Origin of the sequence: Nocardia sp. 2TAF39, from assembly GCF_052114905.1 — a bacterium.
GTDB lineage: Bacteria > Actinomycetota > Actinomycetes > Mycobacteriales > Mycobacteriaceae > Nocardia.
Map to the genome: position 1 here is coordinate 17,179 of NZ_JBFRFQ010000014.1, position 18,451 is coordinate 35,629.

Consider the following 18,451-nt stretch of genomic DNA (forward strand, 5'->3'; position numbering starts at 1 on the left):
CATGACAGATTGCGGATGTCGGCGTGGGCAGCCTCGACCTGTTCCGGCTGTTCGGCACCCATTCGACGACCTGCTCGGCGCCTCCGCACCGGCCGCCGCGGCGGATCAACGCACGACTGTCCGGTCCGCGATGAATTCGAGTAGTCGGGTACGTAGGTGTAGACGGGAGATCGGCGGGAGGATGTGGGCCATGAAACGCTTGGTTGTGTGTTGCGACGGCACGTGGAAGGCCGAGTCGAGCAGCACGGTATCGAACATCATCAAGATCGCGCAGACGATCCGGTTCGACGCCCCGGGGCCGACGGGGGAGACGATTCAGCAGTGGGTCACCTACGTCTCCGGTCCCGGCGCGCGCGGGTTCCTCGCCGACCGCCTGATGGGCGGCGCGTTCGGACTCGGGCTCGAGGCGAACCTCTCGTCCGCGTACTGGCATCTGGCGCTGAATTGGGAAGAGGGCGACGAGATCTACATCTTCGGCTTCAGCCGCGGCGCGTTCACCGCGCGCAGCTTGGCCGCGCTGATCGGTCGCATCGGGATCATGACGCCGGAGGCGATGATCGCGGGCAGGTACCCGGAGGCGCTGCGGATGTATCGGCAGCGGCCCCCGGCGAAAACGCCGCAGAACCCGGACCCGCCCGAGCCGCCGGAATGGCACGAGTTCCGCCGGAAGTACTGCAGGAGAGCCAAAATCGACTTCCTCGGCGTGTTCGACACCGTCGGCGCCCTTGGGGTGCCCGGGCTCACCTCGCTGCGGCACCGGTTCCACGACGTGAAGCTCACGCGTGATGTGCACTGCGCACGCCAGGCGCTGGCCATCGACGAGCGGCGGCGCAACTTCGAACCCTGCCTGTGGGAGGTGCCGATCGAGCCGACCGTGAAGTACCGTCGCGGGTTCGAGCGGGTCAAGCAGGTGTGGTTCCCCGGCGTGCACAGCGATATCGGTGGCGGCTACGTCGAGTGCGGGTTGTCCGACATCACGTTGCAGTGGATGGTCCAGGAGGCGGAGTCGGTCGGCCTGGCCTTCGACCGGAAACGGCTGGCGAAGCTGTCCAAGCGCTGCCATACCGCAGGCGCAGACCATATGCGGTTGCACGAGTCTCTCGGCATCGGCTACCGCGTCCTGAATGTGCTGCGGACCCTGCGGAATCCGCGCAGCCGCCGATTCCACTGGGATTCCTGGCGCCGCATGTCCACGCCGGTCGACCAGTGCGTCCGGCTGGCCTCCAGCACCCAGGACGAGATGAACTACCACCCCGTGAACCTGGTGCGGTGGCGCGAGCAGCTCGGCGGCATGTTCCCGGAGGCCCTTTTCGAGAAGGTCGGCGCGGTGACCGCCGCGACCGTGCCCGAGGTCTAGCGAACCAGTAGCGCGACCGGCAGCCGCGTGAAGAGCTTCTCCAGCCGAGCCTTTCCCTGGAACGTGTGACCGGTCAGCCGGTCGATCCAGGTACCCGTTGGCAGGTCGAGAAAAGTATCGCCCCAACCGCTTTCGGTCAGGCCCACGCTGTGTCGGGTGGTCGCGACGATCACCTCCGGGGCTTCGTTCGCGCGGCCACGGGCATAGGACACCACCCGGCCCGCCTGCTCGCCGGAGCCGAACAGCGGCAGGTAGGTGCCGCCGACGAAGCAATCGGGACGCTCCCGGCGCAACCACAGCGCGTAGGCGACGATCCACATCTTCGCCGCGCCGGTGGTGTCCAGCGCCGGTGTGCCGGTGAGTGATTGGAGCATGCCCGCGCGAGCGGCGAAGTCGACCGGACGGCGGTTGTCCGGGTCGACGAGCGAGTCCTCCCACAGTTCGCAGCCCTGGTAGACGTCCGGGATGCCGGGGCCGCACAGCTGTAACAGCTTCTGCGACAACGCGTCCGACCACGCATGCGGAGCCAGCTCGTGCACCAGGTCGCCGAGCTCGGACCCGACCGGGCCGTCGATCACCGCGTCGAGCCACCCGTGCACGGCGGTCTCGAACTCGGCGTCCGGCTCCTCCCAAGAGGTCTTGGTGTTCGCCTCGCGGATCGCTTTCTCGGCGAATACGTGCAGGCGCTCGCGCAGGCCGGGCACCGACGCGGCCGGTCGGCCGTCCGCGGGCCACACGCCGAACATGTTCTGCAACAGGAACAGTGCGGTCGCGCCGTCCGGAGCCGGGGTGGTCTCCAACCAGGAGTCGACGCTACGCGCCCAGGTCTCCGCGGCCTGGGAGAGCACGCCGATCCTGGCGCGCACGTCCTCGCCGCGCTTGGTGTCGTGCGTCGACAGCGTCGTCATGGTCGCGGGCCAGCGCTGTGCGCGTTCACTGTTGGACAGGTGGTATTCGTTGAGTGAGTGGCCGAACCTGGCCGGATTGCCGCCGACCTCTTGGAGCGAGACCAGCCGCGCGGCCTGGTAGAACATGGTGTCCTCGACCGCCTTCGCGGTGACAGCACCGCACACCTGGCTGAATCGCACTGCGGCGGCGCCGGCGCCGGCCAGCGCCGCGACCAGCACCGCGAGCGGCGCGGTGAGCTCGCTGTTGCGCTTTTCCACTTCGGCGATCACCGCGCCGATCATGCCGGCCAGCGGCGCATAGTCCGCCCGGTACACCGGCATGAACGCCAGCACCTCGATGGTGGCGTTGGTCAGCGCCATGGTGTCGAAGCACTCGACGTTCGCGTCCTGCTTGATCGCGGCCACCAGTCGCCGGACCTCCGGCGCCAGAACGCTTTCGGCGACCGCCCGCTTGATCCGGTGCTCCGTCTCGCCGATCCACGCGCGATCGCTGCCGTGCCCGGCGACACGGCGGGACAGCTCGGTGAGCGCCTTTTCGCCCTCTGGATCGATCAGCACACCGCTGACATCAGCCAGCGCCTCGTAACCGGTGGTGCCGTCGACCGGGAGCGTCGCGTCCAGTGGCTCGCGGTTGGCCAGGATCTTCTCCACCAGCAGCAGCCGGTGTGGGCCGATGAGCCGGCGCAGCCGGGTGAGATACCCGGCGGGATCGGACAGTCCGTCCGGGTGATCGACCCGCACGCCGTCGATCAGGTCGTGCTCGCACCAGGCGGCGAGTTCGCGGTGGGTGATCTCGAAGACCTCGGGGTCCTCCTGGCGGATCGCGGCCAGGCTGCTGACGGCGAAGAACCTGCGGTATGTGCACAGCCCGGCCTTCCAGCTCACCAGGCGGTAGTGCTGCTTGTCGTGGATGCGAAGGGCGTTGTCGCCGTCGGTGCCCGGTGCGATCGGAAAGCGCAGCTCATGCAGTGCCAGCATCGGCTCTGCTCCCGAGCGGTCGACGGTCAACGCGGCAGGGTCGTTCTCGCTCTGTAACACCGGCAGCGCCAGCCTGCCGCCCGCTCCGTTGCCCTGGCTCCAGTCGATGTCGAAGTACCGCGCGAACCTGGACTCTCGGCCGTTCCGCAGTACATCCCACCACCACGGGTTTTGTCGCGGGTCGGCGACGCCGACGTGGTTGGGCACCAGGTCGACGATCAGCCCCATGCCGCGGCTGCGCACCTCGTCGGCCAGGGCCTTGAGCCCGGTCGGTCCGCCGAGGGCCGCGGACACCGTGGTCGGGTCGGTGACGTCGTAGCCGTGGGTGGAACCGCGCGCAGCGGTCAGCAGCGGCGACAGATAGAGGTGCGAGATGCCCAGTTGCTGTAGGTATTCCGCAATGGCGCGCGCGTCGGCGAAGGTCAGCGCGTCGGGGCGCAGTTGCAGCCGGTAGGTGCTGCGGATCGTCGTCCGGCGCGTCGCACTGCGGCGCCGGGAGATCGGGTCGGTCACGCGCGTCTTGGTGGAAGTGGGTGTGGTCATCGGCATTTCGGTCATGCGGCGTGGCGGAGGACGAGGAGACAGCGAGATTCGATGGTGACAGTGGCGCCCGCCGGGTAGGTGGCCTCGGCCAGACCGGTGGGCGTCGAGCAATCCAGCGCGACTGACCATTCGGCGCCGTAGTCGGTTCCCGGTAGGGCGAAGTCGATGGCAGCGTCGTGGGCGTTGAAGCAGAGCAGGAACGAGTCGTCGGTGATCCGCTCGCCGCGCGGGCCCGGCTCGGGAATGCCCGCACCGTTCAGGTAGACCGCCAGCGACTTGCCGAATCCGCTGTCCCAGTCGGCCGCGGTCATCTCCTCGCCGGACGGGGTGAGCCACGCGATGTCGCGGGCATGGTCCTTCGAGCGGATCGGTCCACCCGCCAGGAAGCGGCGGCGCCGGAAGACCGGGTGCTCGGTGCGCAGTGCGATCACGCTGCGGGTGAATGCGAGCAGGTCCGCGTTCGTCTCCCGCAGTGACCAGTCCATCCACGCCAGCGGCGAGTCCTGGCAATAGACGTTGTTGTTGCCGTACTGGGTGCGGCCCATCTCGTCCCCGTGCGCAAGCATCGGCACACCCTGGCTGAGCACGAGCGTCGCCATCAGGTTGCGGCTCTGCCGTGCGCGCAGGGTACAGATCTCCTCGTCGTCGGTGGGACCTTCGACGCCGCAGTTCCACGACCTGTTCCAGCTTTCCCCGTCGCGGTTGTCCTCGCCGTTGTCCTCGTTGTGTTTCTCGTTGTAGGACACCAGGTCCCGGAGGGTGAATCCGTCGTGTGCGGTGACGAAGTTGATGCTCGCGCTCGGCCTGCGCCCGGTGACCTCGTACAGGTCCGAGGAGCCGGTGAGCCGAGAGGCGAACTCGCCCAACGTCGCCGGTTCGCCGCGCCAGTAGTCGCGCACGGTGTCGCGGTATTTGCCGTTCCACTCGGTCCACAGTCCGGGAAAGTTCCCGACCTGGTAGCCGCCCTCGCCGACGTCCCACGGTTCGGCGATGAGCTTCACCTGGCTCACCACCGGATCCTGTTGCACCAGATCGAAGAACGTGGACAGCCGATCCACGTCGTGCAGTTCGCGTGCCAGCGTCGCGGCCAGGTCGAAGCGGAACCCGTCGATGTGCATGTCCACGATCCAGTAGCGCAGCGAGTCCATGATCAGCTGCAGGGTGTGTGGATGGCGCACGTTGAGGCTGTTGCCGGTGCCCGTGTAATCCATGTAGCGCGCGGGGTCATCGTCGACCAGGCGGTAGTAGGCGGCGTTGTCGATACCGCGGAACCCGAGCGTGGGCCCTCGGTGGTCGCCCTCGGCGGTGTGGTTGTAGACCACGTCGAGGATCACCTCGATGCCCTCCACGTGCAGTGCCCGCACCATAGCCTTGAACTCGGTCACCGCCGAACCGGCGCGGTCCATCGCGGCGTACTCGTTGTGCGGCGCCAGATACCCGAAGCTGTTGTAGCCCCAGTAGTTTCGCAGGCCCCGATCGAGCAGAACGCGGTCGTGCAGGAACTGGTGCACCGGCATCAGCTCGATCGCGGTGACGCCCAGCGCTTTCAGATGGTCGACGACCGCCGGGTGCGCGATGCCCGAGTAGGTGCCGCGCAGTTCCTCGGGCACCTCGGGATGGGTCATCGTCATGCCCTTGACGTGCGCCTCGTAGATCACCGTCTCGTGGTAGGGCCGGTTCGGTGGTCGGTCGGCGCCCCAGTCGAAGTACGGGTTGATCACCACGCCCGCCATGGTGTGCCCGAGCGAGTCGAGCCCATGGGTGTAGAGCGAGGGATGATCGTCGAAGGTGCCGTCGAACGCCTTGCCGTAGGGATCGAGCAGCAATTTACTCGGGTCGCAGCGTAATCCGTGCTCGGGATCGTACGGCCCGTGCACTCGGAAGCCATAACGTTGACCGGGGCCGACCGCGGGCAGATAGGCATGCCAGACGTAGCCGTCGACCTCGTCGAGCTCGACCCGGCTTTCGGTGCCGTCCCTGGCGATCAGGCAGAGTTCGACTGCGTCGGCAACCTCCGAGAACACCGAGAAGTTGGTACCCGCGCCGTCGTAGGTCGCACCCAGGGGGTAGGCGGTGCCGGGCCAGACACCCAGTGGTGTCGCGTCGCTTGGCGCTGCGTCGGGCTGAGCCATGGCAACGACACTAGCGGCAGCGGCGCGCGTGCTTCCTGGGGTGGTTGTGACCAGGCGAGTCAGCGGAGGTTCGGAGCTGCTTTCGAGCCAGCGCCGGTAGCCGCAGCGCTGTGCGACGCGCGCGAGGCCGCCGGGCGCCCGGCGTTGCAGCCAGGCTGGGATGCCGGCGAGGTAGCCGTCCTGGTAATCCCAGGCCACTACGGCTTATGAACGCGCGCTGAATCGCGAGCTGCGCGCCCGCCTCGATGATCAGCTGCGTCCCGCGCACTACGCGGTGTTCCGGCACCTGAACCCCGCGGGCGCACGGATCACCGCGCTCGCGGAGGCGGCCGGGATGACGCGGCAGTCGATGGGGGAGTTGGTGACCCATCCGGAGCGCTGACCGCTCCCATCGGGGCTCCGCCGCTCGCCGGAATGCCTATTAGTGCCCGCCCAGCTCGAGTGGTAACTTGAACGCCGTTCAAGCCGCTCCGGTCCGGCCGGGGCCGACGCTCGACCGCGAGGATTGCTGTGGGATTGACGCCTGACGAGATCACCGCCATCGACGCCAAGCATGTCTGGCATCCCTACGGCGGTTTCCCCGCGACGACCGAGCCGCTGGTGGTGGCGGGCGCCGCGGGTACCAGGCTGACCCTGGCCGACGGGCGTGAACTGGTCGACGGCATGAGCTCCTGGTGGGCTGCCATCCACGGCTACCGGCACCCCGTGCTAGACGCCGCGCTCGTCGCCCAGTCGCAGCGAATGAGTCACGTGATGTTCGGCGGACTCACCCACGAGCCCGCGGCCCGCCTGGCCGAGCTGTTGGTCGAGTCGACGCCCGCCGCACTGGACAAGGTGTTCCTGTGCGACTCCGGGTCGGTGTCGGTCGAGGTCGCGGTGAAGATGTCTCTGCAGTACTGGCGTTCGCTGGGCAGGCCGGAGAAGCGGCGGCTGCTCACCTGGCGTGGCGGCTACCATGGCGACACCTTCACCCCGATGAGCGTGTGCGACCCGGACGGCGGCATGCACTCGCTGTGGACAGACATCCTGGCGAACCAGTTCTTCGCGCCGGTGCCGCCGCGCGAGTACCAGCCCGAGTACGTCGCGGAGTTGGAGCGGCTGATCGCGTCGCACGCCGACGAACTGGCGGCGGTCATCGTGGAGCCCGTGGTGCAGGGCGCGGGCGGGATGCGCTGGCACCACCCCGCCTATCTCACCGATTTGCGCAGGCTGTGCGACCAGCACGGCGTGCTATTGGTCTTCGACGAGATCGCCACCGGATTCGGCCGCACCGGAACGCTTTTCGCGGCCGACCAGGCCGGGGTGAGCCCGGATGTGATGTGCGTGGGTAAGGCGCTCACCGGCGGCTACCTGACGCTGGCCGCCGCGCTGTGCACCACGCGGATCGCCGAGACGATCAGCGCGGGGCATGGTGGGCTGATGCACGGGCCGACTTTCATGGGCAACCCGCTGGCCTGCGCGCTCGCGGTCGCCTCGATCGAGTTGCTGCGGTCGCGTGACTGGTTCGGGGAGGTCGGTCGGATCGAGGCCGAGCTGGAGGCGGGCCTCGCCCCGGTGCGGGGTCTGCCCGGGGTTGTCGAGGCGCGCGTGCTCGGCGCGATAGGCGTGATCGAGCTGGACCGTCCGGTCGACATGCGCGCCGCGACCGACGCCGCCGTCGCGGCCGGCGTCTGGCTGCGTCCGTTCCGGAACCTGGTGTACACGATGCCACCGTTCGTCAGCACGTCCGACGACATCGCGACGATCACCGCCGGTGTGCGCGCCGCTGTCGCGACGTCGTCGGACTAGTGGCCCGAAGTCGCTACACGATCCAGGGCGGTACGACCGTGCTGTCGCTGTCCGGCGTGCCTGCCCGCGCGCCCGCCGGTGCGGCGACGATGGCCGCGAAGCCCTCGTCGGTGCGCACCTGTCGCAGCACATTCGCCGGGAGGATCACCGTATCGCCGTCGGCGGCAGTGATTTCCGAGCCGTCGAGCGCAATGTCGATCCGGCCCGCGATGACCGTCCAGACTTGTTCGGCGTCGATGAAGTGCCGTGGTCCGGTGGTGCCTGCGGGCACGTCGACCCGCCAGAGCGCGAGCGAGGCGCCCCCCTGTGTGGGGGAGGCGAGCGTGGTCATGACCCCGTTGGGGGTCTCGGTGCGGCGGGTGTCGGCATGGGAAATGACAGTCATCGGGGCGCCACCTCTAAGATAGACAACAAAGTTGTCCATATAGTCAATGAGGTTGTCCACTATGTCAAGTGATGCCGGCGGCTACGAGCTACCGTTGCGGATGCTGCTCGGCTTCCGTGCGGTGATCGACGAGGTGCATGCAGATTTGGCCGAGCACGGCCACTCCGAGTTGCGGCCCATGCACGGCTTCCTCTTTCAGGCCGTGGGCCGTGCGGGCGGGCCCAGTGGATGCACGGCCGCCGACCTCGGGCGTGCTCTCGGCATTTCGAAACAGGCCGCGGGCAAGCACATCGAGGTGCTGGAACGGCTGGGCTATGTGCGGCGGGGCCACGATCCCGCCGACGCCCGGCGGAAGGTCTACACACTGACCGATCGAGCCCTCGACGCGCTGACCCGATCGGCGCGCGTCTTCGACCGGATCCATGACCGCTGGGCCGACCTGCTCGGCGCGGGCCGGCTCGCCGCCATGGAGCGGGATCTGCGCGCGCTGATCCCCGGCGAGGTATTCCGGCTCGATACGCCGAACTGGTTCAACGGTCAGTGACTCGGCCGTGACTATCTGCCCTGAACGGTGTTCAAGTATGCTGCAGAGCTGTGACTACCGATCCGCTGAGCTGGTTGGACGAACGCGCCGACGCGCGGGTGAGCGCGGGACTGCGTCGTGAACTACGGCCCCGCGCCCCGCAGGCGCCGTCGATCGACCTCGCTTCCAACGACTACCTCGGGCTGGTGCGCCACCCGGAGGTGATCGACGGCGCGATCGGGGCGGTGCGACGCTGGGGCGCGGGGTCGACCGGGTCCCGCCTGGTCACCGGCACCACCGCCGAGCACGAGCTGCTGGAGACCGAACTGGCCGAATTCGTCGGCGCCGAAGCGGGACTCGTGTTCGCCTCCGGGTACGCGGCCAACCTGGGCGCGGTCACCGCGCTCACCGGGCGTGGCTCCCTCGTTGTCTCCGACGCGGGCAGCCACGCGTCGCTCGTCGACGCGTGCAGGCTCTCGCGGGCCCGGGTGGAGGTAGCGCCGCACTGCGATGTCTCGGCGGTGGACCGGCTGCTGTCGGCGCGCACGGAGGAGCGCGCGCTCGTGCTCACCGACTCGGTGTTCAGCGCTGATGGCGATCTCGCGCCGCTGGCCGAACTGCACCGGGTGACCAGGGCCAATGGTGCGGTGCTCCTCGTGGACGAGGCGCACGGTCTCGGCGTGCGCGGCACGGGCGGGCGTGGGCTCGTGCACGAAGTCGGCCTGGCCGGCGCGCCGGATCTGGTGATCACCGCGACGCTGTCGAAATCCCTTGCCGCGCAAGGCGGCGTGGTGTTGGCCAGCGCACGGGTGCGCGCCCACCTGATCGACACCGCGCGCACGTTCATCTTCGACACCGGTCTCGCGCCCGCCGCCGTCGGCGCGGCTCGGGCCGCGCTGCGCCTGCTGGGCAATGAACCCGAACTCGCCGGGCGGGTACTCGAGCGCGCCGCCGACATCGCCCGGATCGCCGGTGTGCCCGCCCCGGATTCGGCGGTGGTGTCGGTCGTGCTCGGCGCCGCCCAGGTCGCCTTCGACGCCGCCCAAGCGTGCCGGGCGCGGGGGCTCGACGTGGGCTGTTTCCGTCCTCCGTCGGTTCCGGACGGCACGTCTCGGTTGCGGCTGACGGCGCGTGCCGATCTCACCGCGGCCGAACTCGACACCATCGCCACGGTGCTCGGCGAAGTGTTGGCCGAGGCGCGTGATCTGGATGCGGTGCCCGCATGAGTGACAGAGCCGAGCGTCAGCGGGGTGGAGTCATGAGTGAGCGTAGCCAGCGAACAACAGGTACCGCCGCTATCGCGGTCATGACGGAGCCGAGCGCGACGATCAGCGCCCGGCCGTGTCGCGGGGGAAGTCGGGTTGTCGCCTTGTTGCGCAGTGCGATTCGCCGGTCGCGAGTGATGTTTGCATGAGCGTTCTGCTGATCACCGGAACGTCCACTGACGTCGGTAAGACCGTCGTCACCGCCGCGATCGCCGCCACCGCGCTGGCGGACGGTCGTTCGGTCGCGGTGTGCAAACCGGGCCAAACCGGTGTCGCCCCTGGCGAACCCGGCGATCTCGCCGAGATCGAGCGCCTCAGCGGTGTCATGCGGACGGTCGAGCTCGCCCGTTACCCCGACCCACTGGCGCCCGACACCGCCGCCCGAAGGGCCGGTTTGCCGGAACTGACCCTCGCCGAGGCCGCCGCTGCCGTCGACTCCCTCGCCGACGCCGACCTCGTCCTGGTCGAAGGTGCGGGCGGATTGCTGGTCCGCCTAGGCGATTTCACCCTCGTCGACCTCGCGCAGAAGCTCGACGCACCCGTCCTGGTGGTCGCCGCGGCCGGGCTGGGGACGCTCAACCACACCGAATTGACCACTCGTGCCCTGCATTCGGCGGGTGTGCGCTGCGCGGGCCTGGTGATCGGCGCCTGGCCGACCGAGCCGGACCTCGCGGCCGAGTGCAACCGGACAGATCTGCCCCGGGTGACCGGTGTCGATCTGGTCGGCGCGGTGCCCGCGGGCGCGGGCCGCTGGGATCGCGAGCGGTTCCTGACCGCCGCGGCCAGTTGGTTCGAGCCCGCCTGGTCGCCCTTGGGCTAGCCGCGAGCCGGCCAGTCCGTCGCATCAGCCCTGGCCTCGATATCTTCATATCGACGCCTCGATCGGGCTCGGCACAATCGGCTTATTGCCGACTACGGCATTTCCAGTTCGGTCGCGGTAGGCGCCATGCTGGTCGGCGGGATCGTTGTTCTCACCTCGGTCGATCCACCGGCCGAATGGTGCCGACTTTCCCCTTTCTGTTCCGGGGACAGTTCCCCGATCGACGATCTTTCTCGGCCGTCGACGCCGAGAATGCGTTCGGCTTGCTGCAGGACAAGGCATCGCTGGGAACAGATGTTATGGATGCTGAGGGCGCGCTGGGCCTCCCCGCGGGTGAGTTCGCCGGGATCGGCGAAGCAGTCGCCGATATTGGAGATGATCGATCGCATTGCGGTCAACCAGCTCTTGCGGCGACGACAGAATCATCGGCGAACCTACCACGACCGATGGTGAGTGCCACCAAAACGACGTTGCCAAGGGCAGTAATCAGCGGACCGGCAGCCGAGGCGAATTGAAATCCGCTTGCCATGAGCACGCCGAGCAGTCCAAGCCCTCCGGCGCAGGCATTCGCGGCGAACGTCTGCCAGGTCTCTTCCTGGGGTTTCGACCATGCGTGCCGAAGTGTCGGTATGGTGGCAATGAGGTTGGCGCACAAGGCAAAGAGTGCGCCGAACGCCTTCTCCGGCACCCCTACGGTCACCATCACACACGCGATCGATGAAATCAGACAAGCCCAATCGATATTATCTCCCGGTCGCAGGCTCACCCGATGCTTTATGCCGACGCCGATGACCGCCGCATTCATGGACGCCGAAGCGGCATTGATACCTGCGGCAAGATAGGCGCCCTCGAGATATGCCACGATCGCGAATACGGTATTGGCGGTGCACCAGGCCGCCCATGATGCGATGCGCGGCCGCGTGCCACCTTCCAGTATTCCCGCCAGATACGCGATGACACCATACAACGAGATACCAATACTGAGATACGCCGAAGACGAGCTGACGCTCCAGAACTCACTCACCCGAAACATTCCTCACATATTTTTGCGCCGATATGCGCAAGACGCCCCTTCGCAGATCTCGTCGCGTCGGCAAGAGTCAACGATTCAACTTCTCAAACGAACACACGGAAGGAGACAAGCCGGGGCGACGACGGTGACCGGAGATGCCTTTGGTGATCACTTCGGGATGAATTGTTCGTGTGAGATCCGAAAATATCGTCACACGGAGGTTCCTACGCCACAAATCCAGGGACCACGCCGTAACCTGTTCTTAACAAGACTCCAGGTTTGCGGCGCCGCGTTCCGGCCGTGGACCGCCCCTCTTGTCGTCGGTAAGGGCTTCGGTACGCTCCCGCCGGGTAGTCGCAAGTTTCCTCTCTCTGGCGAATGGACTCTTGGCTCGGCGCTCGAATGGCCACGCCGTCAGCCGATCTCACCGCAGCAGGTGGCCGTAGGGAAGCCGGAGACGGGTCGGAGCCCTGCCCTCCCTGTGGGGTGGCCGGAAATGCCTGCCCTTCTGTGCCCAGGTGTGGGAAGGGGTCCAGATTGCCTGGGGCACAATAGGTGACACGTTGGCCCGAGCGGAACGCGGAGACTTCGATGAGCCAGTTCGTTACGGCAGTGCACCTTACCTCGGACAAAACGGTGCTGGGTGTCATCGTGGTCGGCTCGGCGTCGTGCTGGCGAGTATCGATAGCGCCCGAACATCACGCGGGACATCGTCGGTGTCCGCGGTACTGAGGAACGTTTCATAGCGTCGACATTTCGTATGACGCCAGCTCCCTGTGTACTCAGGCGGGAAATCCGCCCGGGTTCTGAGACTGCCTGGGATTCGACTGATCTCAGGCCGATCAAAGAGGAAGGAACCTCCGATGATTAAGATTGCCCCGCCGCCCAGCATGATGACTCCTCCGCCCGACGCGATCGTCCCCCCGCCGATTGCCCCGCCGCCGGTGACGCCGCCGCCGTTTGCGCCGCCGCCCATCGGGTGAGGTAGTCGAGACTGTTCGGCCGGCTTCGATATTTGCTGTCGAAGCCGGCCGATACTCGAATAGCGGTCGCTGACGTCGCCAACGGAAACGACATTACGGCTTGGTATTCGAGACCGACGACCCCGCGGTGACCGGCGAACAGACCATCACCTACCGCCTCTTCGGCGACGACGGCGGCACTGTTGTCGACGCGGTGCACGACGGCCTGCCGGCGGGAATCGCGCCCGAGGACAACGAACTCGGCTGGCGGATCTCGCTGGCCGCAATGGCCGAGGCGGTGCGCTGACCGAGCACCGAAGGTCTGCGCGACATACCGGTCAGCGGATCGGATCATAGTGGGGCGCGCGCCGGAGACGGGCAGCCTGATTCCAGCGTGGTGGTGCCCACGCAATGGCAGCCGTCCGCACTCGTGCCTACAGTGGGAGAGATGTCGCCGTTGGACGATCGGCACCCGTCCACCGTCTCCGACTGGGACGATGCGCGACGCCGAACTCGGCTGCGGGACACACGCCTGAGGCACGAGTGGAAGACGTTGCGCCGCACCAGGGTGATGCTGCTGCGGGTCGCCGCACTGCTACTGGCCGGACTCGTGGTGTTCGCGCAGTACTGGAAGTACGATGTCGCGCCGGAACAGGCGCGGCTGGCGCGCACCGACCCGGCCATCCTTCCCGTCGCACCGCCCGTCGACCCGAAAGACTGGGACACAGTGGTGGTGGACATGGTCGGACTCGGCGGCCTGGACGCCGGCGACACCGCCGCCGCGCTGCCCTCGCTGCGGACGATGGGCATGGTGTGGGCGATCCGCTACGACAATCAAGGTATCGACACCAAGGTGATCGCCGACCTGATCATCCGCGCCGCCGAGCAGTCGGGGCTGAAGAACGTCGTGCTGGTTGGGCACAGTATGGGTGGCGTGATCGCATTGGAGGTCGCCAAACACATCCACCTGGACAGTGACCGCAGGCTGGTGGGGGTGATCCTGGACTGCACGCCGATGGATCTGAACGCGGTCCGCCCGGAGAGCCGTGGCCGCGGCGAGGACATGCTGCGCTGGATGGGCTGGCTGCCCGGGGCGCGCGAGAGCCGCACCCTGCGCCTGGCCGTGGAGACCTATGCCCGCCGGGATCAGTTCCTCGACCGCGGCGTCGGGCTGCCCGGCATCCGGTTCGACAAGCTGCGCGGGGTTCTGGGGGAGGTGGTGCGGGAGAAGATTCTCTCGCGCGACGCCGCGAGCAACGGGCTGATCGAATCCCAGTTCACCGCCATCGTGGCGGGCGGCGCGCTCGACGACCTGCGCGCCCTGGCCCGGCCCGCGGACGACAAGCCGCGTCCGGCCATTGTTTTCATCCGGCCGCGCGACCCAGGCCGCGATCGCGTCGTCGACGTCGAATACTCGCACCAAGTGCTGATCGAGCGGTCCGGCGGCGTGGACGGCACGCTGCTCGTCGTGCTCGCGCGAAACACGGGGCACGCCAATCCGATGCAGCGTCCGCGCGAGTACAACACGGTGATCGAGCAGCAGATTCTGCCGTTCATCCAGCGCTATCAGCAGCAGGTCCGTGCCACCGTTTCGGCCGCGGCGCCGCGCTGAGGCGAGTTCGAACCAGGCTGAGACAAACCGTGTTCGTGCCGGTTTCGGGTTGTTTCAATTCCCACTATGTACCGACCAAGCACGTTCCGGTCCGGCCTCCGTGGCCGCGCGACCGCCATATTGCTCTCCGTGGCAGCCGTTGCGACCCTCGGACTCACCGGCTGCGCGAACGACGACAAGCCGGTCGGTCCCACCGCCGACGGCCCCTTACCGACCGAGGTTCCGGCCGGAACCACCCTGGTAGTAGCCGACCAGTCCGAACGGCTGCAGTCCGTGCTGCGTATCTCCGGTGAGCTCGACAAGCTTCCGTTCAAGGTGGAGTTCGCCAACTTCGTCGGCGGTCCCGCCATCCTCGAGGCGTTCCGCGCGGGTGCCGCCGACGTCGCACAGGTCGGCGACGTCCCGCCGATCCACGCGCTGGTGGCCGGGCAGGACGTTCCGATCGTCGCGGCCTATCAGACCAGCACCACCGCGCTGAAACTCGCCGTGGCCCCGGGCAAGCCGGTGACCACGCTGGCGGATCTGAAGGGCAAGAAGATCGCCTACGCCGAGGGCACGGCACAGCAGGCCGCGGTGCTGCGCGCGATCGACAAGGTCGGACTGAAAACCTCCGATGTGCAACTGGTACGGCTGCAGCTGGCCGAGTTCCCGGACGCGGTGCGCACCGGCCAGGTCGACGTTGCCCCGTTGATCGAACCGAACGTCACCCGTTTCCTGCGCACGCCGGGCACCACGCTGCTCCAGGACTCCGAGACCGCGGGCATCTATGGCGGCCTCGCCTATCTGTACGCCCGCCGCGCCGTTGTGCAGGACCCGGCAAAGGCGGCCGCGACCCGTGCTCTGGTCGTCGCGTTCGTGCGGGCCTACCAGTGGGCCAACACCCACCCGGAGGAGTGGGCGCGCCGGTACTACGTGGAGAACCAGAAGGTCAGCGCGGACGACGCCAAGCGCATCGTCGACTCGCTGGGCACCTATGTTTTCCCGCATCTGGACCAGGAGCTCGTCGACCGTCAGCAGTCCACCATCGACGCCATCGCCAAGGCGGGCGAGCTGCCCAAGAAGGTACAGGCTGCCAAAGGCTTCGACCTGCGCTTCGACGCCCCGACCACCGAGGCGGTCAGTGCGAGCGGCGCCGCCTTCGAGACGAAGGCACGTTGATGGTCACCCTGGACGTCGGCGTTCTCCATCGCATCGGTCTCGGCCGGATCGCGTCGGAACCGGTGCTGGCCGAACGTAAGCCCGCCCGGCGGCGCCTCGGCCCCGGCCGCCCGATCCCGTTCGGTGCCGCGCTCGGACCGACCCTGCTGATCGCCGCCTGGGTGGCCGGATCAGCCTCGGGCGCACTGGATCCGGAGACCCTGCCCGCACCGTGGACGGTCGCGGAAACCGCAGGGGATCTGCTTGCCGACGGCAGACTTCAATCGAATTTGCTCACCTCGGTGCAGCGGGCCGGGATCGGACTCGGGGTCGGCGTCGCCATAGGCCTGGTGCTCGCGCTGCTGGCCGGGCTGAGCCGGATCGGCGAAGCGCTGGTGGACGGGCCGATCCAGATCAAGCGCGCGATTCCGACGCTCGCGCTGATCCCGCTGTTCATCGTGTGGTTCGGCATCGGCGAAGAGATGAAGCTGCTGGTCATCACCACCAGTGTCGCGATCCCGATCTATCTCAATACGCACGCGCACTTGCGCAGCGTCGATGCGAGGTATGTCGAACTCGCCCAGACGGTGGGCCTGTCGCGCTGGGGGTTCGTCCGCCGGATCGCGCTGCCCGGATCGCTGCCCGGGTTCTTCACCGGGCTGCGACTCGCGGTCACGATCTCGTGGCTGGCGCTGGTCGTCGTGGAACAGGTCAACGCGACCAGCGGGATCGGCTACCTCATGACCCAGGCCCGCACCTACGGACAGATCGACGTCATCGTGGTCGGCCTGGTGATCTACGGCTTGCTGGGCCTGTTCGGCGATCTCCTCGTGCGCGCGGTGGAAAGGAAGGCGCTGTCATGGCGACAGACACTGGCGGACTGACCGTTGTCCGCGCCCGCGAGCTGCGCCGCGGCTTCGGCGACCGAGTCGTGCTGCGCGACCTCGACATCGACATTGCCCGCGGCGAGTTCGTCGCGCTGCTCGGGCGCAGCGGCTCCGGCAAGAGCACACTGCTGCGGGCGCTGGCCGAACTGGACTATGACGTGCCGGGATCCGGTGAGCTGATCGTGCCCACCGAGCGCTCGGTGGTTTTCCAGGACTCCCGGTTGCTGCCGTGGGTGCGGGTACTCGACAATGTGACCCTCGGGCTCGGCGGGCCCGGCGCAGCCGAACGTGGCCGCGCCGCCTTGGCCGAGGTCGGCCTGGCCGGCCGGGAAAAGGCCTGGCCCAAGGAGCTTTCCGGCGGTGAGCAACAACGCGTCGCCCTGGCCCGTTCGCTGGTGCGCGAGCCGGAGCTGCTGCTGGCGGACGAACCCTTCGGTGCGCTGGACGCGTTGACCAGGATCAGGATGCACGCGTTGCTGCAGGATCTGTGCGCCAAGCATCGGCCCGCCGTCCTGCTGGTCACCCACGACGTGGACGAGGCGGTGCTGCTCGCCGACCGCGTCTTGGTGCTCGATGACGGGCGCATCGCGGTGGACCAGCGCATCGACCTGGAACGTCCACGCCACCACGGTGATCCGGCGTTTCTGCGGCACCGGGCTCTCCTGCTGGCCAGCCTCGGTGTCGCGGAGACGCCGGCCGACGACGAAGAGAAGAAAGCCTCATGACCGCACCACGTCAGCTCAGTCTCAACGCGTTCATCTACCCTTCCGGTCACCACGAAGCCGCATGGCGGCATTCGTCGAGCCGACCCGAGCGCATCTACGACGTCGCCTATTACCAAGAGATCGGCCGCACCGCGGAGGCGGCGAAGTTCGACGCGGTGTTCTTCGCCGACGGGCCCGCGCTGCGCACCAACGTGAAGCACAACGCGGCCTCCGGGTTGGAGCCGATCACCCTGCTCGCCGCGATCGCCACGGCGACAACCCATCTCGGTCTCATCGCCACCGCCTCCACGACGTACTACGAGCCTTACAACCTGGCCAGGCTGTTCTCCACGCTGGACCACCTCTCCGGCGGCCGGGCGGGCTGGAACATCGTGACCACCGGCACCGACCTCGCCGCGGCCAACTTCGGCTTGGACAAGCACCCGGACCACGCCGAACGCTACGCGCGGGCACGGGAATTCGTCGATGCCGTGGTCGCGCTGTGGGACAGCTGGGAAGATGACGCCATCGTTCTGGACCAGGTCACCGGAGTATACGCCGACACCGACAAGATCCACCCGATCGACTTCGCGGGCGAGTACCTCCGGGTGCGTGGGCCGTTCAACGCGCCGCGCACACCGCAGGGGTATCCGGTACTGGTGCAGGCGGGCGCGTCGAACGACGGCCGCGCGTTCGCGGGCAAGTATGCCGAGGCGATCTTCACCGCGCACCAGCGCCTGAGCGACGCGCAGGCGTTCTATGCCGACATCAAGACACGGGCACAGGGTTTCGGCCGCGATCCCGGGCACGTCAAGATCTTGCCCGGCATCAGCCCGTTCATCGCCGACACCGAGGCGGCCGCCAAGCGGCTGGAGCGGGAGTTCAACGAGCTCACCGTGCCGGAGTACGGGCTTTCCCAATTGGAGGGGATCGTCGGGATCAGTCTGCGGCACCTGCCGCTGGACGAGCCGATCCCGGTCGACTTGTTCGACTCGGCAGGTGATGTCACCGACAACGGACAGAGCAGGTTGCAGGTGGTGGCCGGCATTGTGCAGCGGGAGCGGCCAACGGTCCGTGGGCTGTTGCACCGTCTCGCGGGTGCGCGTGGGCATCGGGTGTTCGCCGGGACTCCCGAGCAGGTCGCCGACACCATCGAGGAGTGGTTCCGCAACGGTGCCGCCGACGGATTCAACGTGATGCCGCCGTACTATCCGGGCGGACTCGAGGTCTTCGCCGAAACGGTCGTGCCGATCCTGCAGGAACGCGGACTGTTCCGCACCGAGTACACCGGTACCACCCTGCGCGACCACTTCGGCCTGCCGCGCCCGGAGAGCCGGTTCGCCCGTCAGCACGCGCTGACCAGGTGAGAACTGACTGCCTCACGGTACAAACCAGATGCGTCCGAGGTGAGCGGCACAACCCGACCGAGACCTGACGG

At 67.7% G+C, this 18,451-nt stretch carries 16 protein-coding genes; 11 read left to right on the top strand and 5 right to left on the bottom strand.

Annotated elements, in window-relative coordinates; all coding sequences use genetic code 11:
- Nucleotides 1-190: 190 nt before the first annotated feature.
- Nucleotides 191-1,357, top strand: coding sequence for a DUF2235 domain-containing protein (locus AB4Z47_RS10900; protein WP_441950004.1), 1,167 nt, complete (start codon nucleotides 191-193; stop codon nucleotides 1,355-1,357).
- Here the strand turns inward: AB4Z47_RS10900 and treY are convergent.
- Together treY and glgX are read right to left on the bottom strand one after the other, a co-directional pair.
- The gene (gene treY, locus AB4Z47_RS10905; protein ID WP_441950006.1) at nucleotides 1,354-3,786 is read right to left on the bottom strand and encodes a malto-oligosyltrehalose synthase; all 2,433 of its coding nucleotides are present in this window, start codon (nucleotides 3,784-3,786) and stop codon (nucleotides 1,354-1,356) included. The two genes, AB4Z47_RS10900 and treY, sit on opposite strands and share 4 nt — an antisense overlap.
- 11 nt (nucleotides 3,787-3,797) lie before the next feature.
- The gene (gene glgX / locus AB4Z47_RS10910) at nucleotides 3,798-5,918 is read right to left on the bottom strand and encodes a glycogen debranching protein GlgX (RefSeq protein WP_441950008.1); all 2,121 of its coding nucleotides are present in this window, start codon (nucleotides 5,916-5,918) and stop codon (nucleotides 3,798-3,800) included.
- 510 nt (nucleotides 5,919-6,428) lie between these two features.
- Between glgX and AB4Z47_RS10915 the strand changes: the two genes are divergently transcribed.
- On the top strand, nucleotides 6,429-7,706 hold the full coding sequence (locus AB4Z47_RS10915; protein WP_441950009.1) for an adenosylmethionine--8-amino-7-oxononanoate transaminase: 1,278 nt from the start codon (nucleotides 6,429-6,431) through the stop codon (nucleotides 7,704-7,706).
- Nucleotides 7,707-7,719: 13 nt separating this feature from the next.
- On the opposite strand, the gene AB4Z47_RS10920 is transcribed toward AB4Z47_RS10915, so the two are convergent.
- Nucleotides 7,720-8,091: a cupin domain-containing protein gene (locus tag AB4Z47_RS10920; RefSeq protein ID WP_441950011.1), complete on the bottom strand. Its 372-nt coding sequence runs from the start codon at nucleotides 8,089-8,091 to the stop codon at nucleotides 7,720-7,722.
- Nucleotides 8,092-8,152: 61 nt separating this feature from the next.
- Here AB4Z47_RS10920 and AB4Z47_RS10925 point away from each other — a divergent pair, with 61 nt between their 5' ends.
- From AB4Z47_RS10925 to bioD, 3 genes are all read left to right on the top strand, one after another.
- Entirely contained in the window at nucleotides 8,153-8,635 is a 483-nt protein-coding gene (locus AB4Z47_RS10925; protein ID WP_441950013.1) for a MarR family winged helix-turn-helix transcriptional regulator, read from the top strand.
- A 50-nt stretch (nucleotides 8,636-8,685) separates the two neighbouring features.
- Nucleotides 8,686-9,840, top strand: a complete 1,155-nt coding sequence (locus AB4Z47_RS10930) for an 8-amino-7-oxononanoate synthase (protein WP_441950015.1) — start codon at nucleotides 8,686-8,688, stop codon at nucleotides 9,838-9,840.
- A gap of 184 nt (nucleotides 9,841-10,024) precedes the next feature.
- A complete protein-coding gene (bioD, locus tag AB4Z47_RS10935; RefSeq protein WP_441950017.1) occupies nucleotides 10,025-10,699 on the top strand; it encodes a dethiobiotin synthase in 675 nt (224 codons plus the stop codon).
- Between the two features lie 92 nt (nucleotides 10,700-10,791).
- On the opposite strand, the gene AB4Z47_RS10940 is transcribed toward bioD, so the two are convergent.
- Together AB4Z47_RS10940 and AB4Z47_RS10945 are read right to left on the bottom strand one after the other, a co-directional pair.
- Entirely contained in the window at nucleotides 10,792-11,088 is a 297-nt protein-coding gene (locus AB4Z47_RS10940; protein WP_441950019.1) for a hypothetical protein, read from the bottom strand.
- Nucleotides 11,089-11,093: 5 nt separating this feature from the next.
- Nucleotides 11,094-11,723: a hypothetical protein gene (locus AB4Z47_RS10945; protein WP_441950021.1), complete on the bottom strand. Its 630-nt coding sequence runs from the start codon at nucleotides 11,721-11,723 to the stop codon at nucleotides 11,094-11,096.
- Nucleotides 11,724-12,794: 1,071 nt separating this feature from the next.
- On the opposite strand from AB4Z47_RS10945, the gene AB4Z47_RS10950 reads away from it, so the two are divergent.
- From AB4Z47_RS10950 to AB4Z47_RS10975, 6 genes are all read left to right on the top strand, one after another.
- Entirely contained in the window at nucleotides 12,795-12,980 is a 186-nt protein-coding gene (locus AB4Z47_RS10950; protein ID WP_441950023.1) for an SRPBCC domain-containing protein, read from the top strand.
- 141 nt (nucleotides 12,981-13,121) lie between these two features.
- Nucleotides 13,122-14,285, top strand: coding sequence for an alpha/beta fold hydrolase (locus AB4Z47_RS10955; RefSeq protein ID WP_441950025.1), 1,164 nt, complete (start codon nucleotides 13,122-13,124; stop codon nucleotides 14,283-14,285).
- Between the two features lie 66 nt (nucleotides 14,286-14,351).
- Nucleotides 14,352-15,443 carry an ABC transporter substrate-binding protein gene (locus AB4Z47_RS10960; protein WP_441950027.1) on the top strand — a complete coding sequence of 364 codons (1,092 nt, stop codon included), beginning with the start codon at nucleotides 14,352-14,354 and terminating at the stop codon, nucleotides 15,441-15,443.
- The gene (locus AB4Z47_RS10965) at nucleotides 15,443-16,306 is read left to right on the top strand and encodes an ABC transporter permease (RefSeq protein ID WP_441950029.1); all 864 of its coding nucleotides are present in this window, start codon (nucleotides 15,443-15,445) and stop codon (nucleotides 16,304-16,306) included. The genes AB4Z47_RS10960 and AB4Z47_RS10965 overlap by 1 nt, the downstream gene beginning before the upstream one ends.
- On the top strand, nucleotides 16,282-17,034 hold the full coding sequence (locus AB4Z47_RS10970) for an ABC transporter ATP-binding protein (protein WP_441950031.1): 753 nt from the start codon (nucleotides 16,282-16,284) through the stop codon (nucleotides 17,032-17,034). The genes AB4Z47_RS10965 and AB4Z47_RS10970 overlap by 25 nt, the downstream gene beginning before the upstream one ends.
- Nucleotides 17,031-18,380 (top strand): LLM class flavin-dependent oxidoreductase, encoded by a 1,350-nt coding sequence (locus AB4Z47_RS10975; protein ID WP_441950033.1) that lies wholly within the window; start codon nucleotides 17,031-17,033, stop codon nucleotides 18,378-18,380. Before AB4Z47_RS10970 ends, AB4Z47_RS10975 begins: the two co-directional genes overlap by 4 nt.
- Nucleotides 18,381-18,451: the final 71 nt, after the last annotated feature.

What these genes read in the sequence shown, in the direction of transcription:
- AB4Z47_RS10900 (WP_441950004.1), top strand. Translation starts at nt 191, where the DNA reads ATGAAACGCTTGGTTGTGTGTTGCGACGGCACGTGGAAGGCCGAGTCG.
- treY (WP_441950006.1), bottom strand. Translation starts at nt 3,786, where the DNA reads ATGACCACACCCACTTCCACCAAGACGCGCGTGACCGACCCGATCTCC.
- glgX (WP_441950008.1), bottom strand. Translation starts at nt 5,918, where the DNA reads ATGGCTCAGCCCGACGCAGCGCCAAGCGACGCGACACCACTGGGTGTC.
- AB4Z47_RS10920 (WP_441950011.1), bottom strand. Translation starts at nt 8,091, where the DNA reads ATGACTGTCATTTCCCATGCCGACACCCGCCGCACCGAGACCCCCAAC.
- AB4Z47_RS10925 (WP_441950013.1), top strand. Translation starts at nt 8,153, where the DNA reads ATGTCAAGTGATGCCGGCGGCTACGAGCTACCGTTGCGGATGCTGCTC.
- bioD (WP_441950017.1), top strand. Translation starts at nt 10,025, where the DNA reads ATGAGCGTTCTGCTGATCACCGGAACGTCCACTGACGTCGGTAAGACC.
- AB4Z47_RS10940 (WP_441950019.1), bottom strand. Translation starts at nt 11,088, where the DNA reads ATGCGATCGATCATCTCCAATATCGGCGACTGCTTCGCCGATCCCGGC.
- AB4Z47_RS10955 (WP_441950025.1), top strand. Translation starts at nt 13,122, where the DNA reads ATGTCGCCGTTGGACGATCGGCACCCGTCCACCGTCTCCGACTGGGAC.
- AB4Z47_RS10960 (WP_441950027.1), top strand. Translation starts at nt 14,352, where the DNA reads ATGTACCGACCAAGCACGTTCCGGTCCGGCCTCCGTGGCCGCGCGACC.
- AB4Z47_RS10965 (WP_441950029.1), top strand. Translation starts at nt 15,443, where the DNA reads ATGGTCACCCTGGACGTCGGCGTTCTCCATCGCATCGGTCTCGGCCGG.
- AB4Z47_RS10970 (WP_441950031.1), top strand. Translation starts at nt 16,282, where the DNA reads ATGGCGACAGACACTGGCGGACTGACCGTTGTCCGCGCCCGCGAGCTG.
- AB4Z47_RS10975 (WP_441950033.1), top strand. Translation starts at nt 17,031, where the DNA reads ATGACCGCACCACGTCAGCTCAGTCTCAACGCGTTCATCTACCCTTCC.